We start from the raw sequence: 3,926 nt of genomic DNA, 5'->3' as shown, positions 1-3,926 counted from the left end.
GCCTACTGCTTCTGCCAGGCGCGCTGGGGGGAGGGCGGTGTCCTCCGGTCAGCGCTGCCAGCGCGCCTGGCAGAAGCAGTAGGCGCCGTAGAGGGCCAGGCCCAGGGCGACGGCCACCAGCGCCCAGGGGCCGGCCGGGGTCTGGGAGAAGGCCCGCAGCGCGCCGTCCAGCCCGACCGCCTGGTCCTTGTCGAAGGCGATCGCGGCCTGGAGGAAGAAGACGCCGACGGCGGCCAGGACCAGGCCCTGGGTGCCGATGCCGAGCACGCCGACGGTGACGACGGCCCTGCGCCGCCGCGGTGCGAGAGCGCCGAGCGCCAGCTCCTGCGTGAAGCGGCGGGTCACCGCCTTCCAGATCTGGTACAGGCCCACGGCGATCACGCCGCAGCCCACCGCGCCGACGGCGAACCGGCCGAAGGGCAGCGCCATGACCTGTGCCGTCAGCGCCTCCGACCGGCTGTCCTGGGACCGGGTCGACCCCTGCCCCAGCAGGAAGCCCGCGATGCTGGAGGCCAGCACGGCGTAGACCACCGCGCGGGACCCGGAGGCGATGCGCTTGGTGGCCCTCTCCAACCCCACGGCGGCGTAGACCGCCTGCCACACGGTGAGTCCCACCAGCCCCGCCGCCGCGACCCAGAGCAGCAGCATGCCGCCGGTGTTCTGGGCGACGAGCTGGAGGGCGCCGCTGTTGTCCGCCTCCTGGCCGCCGCTGTCGCCGAAGGCGATGCGCAGGGCGAGGTAGCCGATGATGAGGTAGAGCAGGCCCGTGGCGGCGAAGCCCACGCCCGCGAGCCTGCGCAGCCAGGTGCTGTGGGCCGCCTGGCGTCCCGCGCGTCGGCCCGCCGCCCGGGCGTCCTTCGCGGAGCGCCGCGCCTTACCTGGTAAGTCTGAGGAGGACATGTCCGGCCCGTGCCCGCGAGGAGGGCGCGAAAACGGATGTTTACCGTTAATACTCCCTTTTGTGCTGTTCAGCGACGTGGAATCCCTCCGGGACGCCCGTGCGGGACGACGGGTTGACGCGCGGCGTTCCCGGTGCGCCGACACGAACGCGAAGCACCGGGTCCCGGGGGAGACAGCGTGGAACAGCGCGGACCGGCCCGGGACGGCACGGACGCCGGGTCCCTCGTGGAACACCGGATCCCGCCCGGGAGCGCGGGCACGCACACCGGGTGGGCGGGGCGGCCGCAGCGCCTACTCCAGCGGCACCCGCAGGATCCTGTCGCCTCCCTCGGCCGGTTCCCCGACCCCGTCGAGGTTGCTGGTGGCCAGCCACAGCGCGTCGCCGCCGGGTGCGGTCACCACCGTGCGCAGGCGGCCGTACTCCCCCTGGTGGTGGTCCACGGGCTCGCCCACGCCGCCGTCACCGGCGAGCGGCACCTCCCACAGGCGTTCGCCGCGCAGCGCCGCCACCCACAGGGAACCGCCCGCGACCGCCGCGCCGCTGGGCGAGGCCTCCGCGGGCCTCCACGTCAGCAGGGGGTCGACGTACTCGTCGCCTCCCCCGGCGCCCTCCACCTCGGGCCAGCCGTAGTTGCCGCCCGGTTCGATCAGGTTGACCTCGTCGAACTCGTTCTGCCCGAACTCGGTGGCGTACAGGTTCCCCTCGTCGTCCCACGCCAGCCCCTGGACGTTGCGGTGGCCGTAGCTGTAGACCGGGTTGCCGAAGGGGTTGTCCGGCGCCGGGTCCCCGTCGGCGGTGATCCGCAGGATCTTGCCGCCCAGCGAGCCGGTGTCCTGGGACAGCCCCTGCCGGCCCGCGTCCCCGGTGCCGACGTACAGCAGGCCGTCGGGGCCGAACTCGATCCGTCCGCCGTTGTGGTACGAGGCTGAGGGGATGCCGTCGAGGACGACCTCGGTGTCCCCGAAGCCCCCGCCGTCGGGGTCGTACTCCAGACGGCTGATCCGGTTGTCGGAGGCCGCGGTGTGGTAGGCGTACACGTACGGTTCCCCGGGGAAGTCCGGGTCCACGGCGAGCCCGAGCAGACCGCCCTCACCGTTCGGTGCGGCCCCCTCGACGGTGCCGACGCCGGTGACCGAGCCGTCGGGGGACACGCGCACGACCTCCGCCGAGTCGCGCTGGGCGACCAGGGCCGAGCCGTCGGGGAGGAAGGCCAGCCCCCACGGCGCCTCCAGGCCCGCGGCGACCTCCTCGGGCCGGCCGGGGTCGGCACCGGCGGAGCCGTCCTGTCCGCCTGGCTCCCGCTGGCTGTCCGTTCCGCCCGTCCCGTCCCCCTCCGCGCCGGTGGTCCCCTGGGCGCCGCACCCGGCGAGGAGGACGAGGGAGCCGAGGACGGCGGCGACACGGAGCGCCGCGCTCGCGCGCGCTGAAGGTTCCATGCCGCTTCCCTTCCCCCGGCACCGCCGTTGTCACCCCGCCGTAGCGCCCGGCGTCCCCTCCTCGCTGTTCTCGTGCCCCTCCCGCAACTCCTCGAACAGTCGTTCCAGGTCGGTGAGGAGCGCGCTGTGCACGGGCCAGCGTTCGGAGTCCCAGTCCTCGCTCATGTGCTCCCGCGCCCGGTCGATGCGCCGGAGCCCCTCCTCCAGACAGGAGTCGAGGTCGGCGGAGACGGTGTCGCGCTCGGGTTCCCCGGCCTCGTGGAGGGCGTCGAAGGCGTCCGCCGCCGCGTCCAGGAGCGGGGCGAACTCGCGGAGGAAGGCGTCGCTCGGCTCGGGGAAGCGCGACCGCCCCTCCTTCGCGGTCCTCAGGGTGCGGACGAGGGACTGGAGGTGGCGCGCGGACCGGCCCAGGGCGAGGATCCAGCCGTAGTAGGCCTTCGGCGCCCTCTTCGGCGAGGGACCGGTCAGGAGCCGCCGCGGGTTCAGGCGCGCCCGGTACTCCTGTTGGGAGACCGACTCCCGGGCGTTGCGCTCGGTGTTGTCGAACCCCTGGGCGACCCGCGCCCAGTAGCCGACGTCCCCGAGCCCCTCATCGCCCCCGCGGAGCGCCTCGGCCATCTCCCGGCTGAGGTCGCGCAGGCCGTCCGCGAAGTCGAACACGGCGCTCTCGGCGTCGCGGAAGCGGATGGCGGGCGCGAAGACCGTGTTCGTCACGACCGCGGCCCCGGCCCCCACCAGCACCATGAGCAGCAGGGTTCCCATGTCCGTGAGGCTGCCCGCGGTACCTCCCGCGAGCGCGAACGACGCCACCACGGGTATCTGCTTGCCCTGGTCGCCGAAGACCGTGAACTGTCCCGCGATCATCGCGACGAACACGGCCAGGGCGAAGAACCACACGTTGAGCCCGACGGTGAGCCCGGTCAGGCCCGCGATCAGGGCGCCCAGGAAGACCGCGGGGACGTAGCGCAGGGACTGGAGCACCGACCCGTACACGCTGGGCCGCACCACCAGCAGGGCGGAGAAGGGGGCGAAACCGATCTGGGACGAGCCCCCCAGGAGGGTGCCCACGAGCCAGGCTCCGGTGGAGGCGATGACGCACTTGGCGACGATGACCGCGGTCTCGCGCTCGTAGCCGCGCCGCTCGACGATCCGGCGCAGCACCTCGCGGGCGTTGGCCGCGGTCCTCCTCACACGTTCGGCGACCACTCGGCCCCCGCCCTCCGGTCCCGTGCCGTCTCCCGAACGAACTCCCCGACCAGGTCGGCGACCCGGCCGGGGGCGGCGGCGGTGAGCGCGTGGGGCTGTCCGGGCAGGGTCACGAGCCGCCCCCGGGGCAGCAGCCGGGCGGCCTCCCGCGCCCAGGGAGCGGGGCAGAGGGGGTCCCTGCCCCCGCGCAGGACCAGGGTCGGCTGCCCCACCCTCGGCAGGACCGTCTCGATCCGGTGCTCGCGGCTGGCCAGAAGACTGCGGACGTCCCTGCGCACCCCAGCGTCCCAGTAGTCGGCGACGACGGAGCGGATCACCGAGAGGTCCTCGCGCGTGGCGTCGCGCAGCAGGCGCGCGGCCAGTTCGGGCAGCGAGCGCGCCCC

General features: G+C 74.3%; 4 protein-coding genes. All 4 read right to left on the bottom strand.

The window, feature by feature from the left end; translation table 11 throughout:
* Positions 1 to 48: 48 nt before the first annotated feature.
* Complete coding sequence (locus tag DQW06_RS18735; RefSeq protein WP_232833072.1) at positions 49 to 900, bottom strand: DUF1206 domain-containing protein; 852 nt, start codon at positions 898 to 900, stop codon at positions 49 to 51.
* A gap of 291 nt (positions 901 to 1,191) precedes the next feature.
* On the bottom strand, positions 1,192 to 2,337 hold the full coding sequence (locus tag DQW06_RS18730; RefSeq protein ID WP_117199008.1) for a sorbosone dehydrogenase family protein: 1,146 nt from the start codon (positions 2,335 to 2,337) through the stop codon (positions 1,192 to 1,194).
* A 30-nt stretch (positions 2,338 to 2,367) separates the two neighbouring features.
* The gene (locus DQW06_RS18725) at positions 2,368 to 3,543 is read right to left on the bottom strand and encodes an aromatic acid exporter family protein (RefSeq protein ID WP_071623000.1); all 1,176 of its coding nucleotides are present in this window, start codon (positions 3,541 to 3,543) and stop codon (positions 2,368 to 2,370) included.
* A partial coding sequence (locus tag DQW06_RS18720) for an alpha/beta fold hydrolase (protein ID WP_198662486.1) occupies positions 3,525 to 3,926 on the bottom strand: 402 nt, incomplete at its 5' end. The genes DQW06_RS18725 and DQW06_RS18720, both read right to left, overlap by 19 nt.

The sequence above is a fragment of the Nocardiopsis sp. TNDT3 genome (genome assembly GCF_003427465.1).
In the GTDB taxonomy this organism is placed as follows: Bacteria; Actinomycetota; Actinomycetes; order Streptosporangiales; family Streptosporangiaceae; genus Nocardiopsis; species Nocardiopsis dassonvillei.
Note: the sequence above shows the minus strand (reverse complement) of the source record. Positions and strands in the feature narration are given on the sequence as shown.

Coding starts and splice junctions, on each gene's coding strand:
- DQW06_RS18730 (WP_117199008.1), bottom strand. CDS start 2,337: ATGGAACCTTCAGCGCGCGCGAGCGCGGCGCTCCGTGTCGCCGCCGTC.
- DQW06_RS18735 (WP_232833072.1), bottom strand. CDS start 900: ATGTCCTCCTCAGACTTACCAGGTAAGGCGCGGCGCTCCGCGAAGGAC.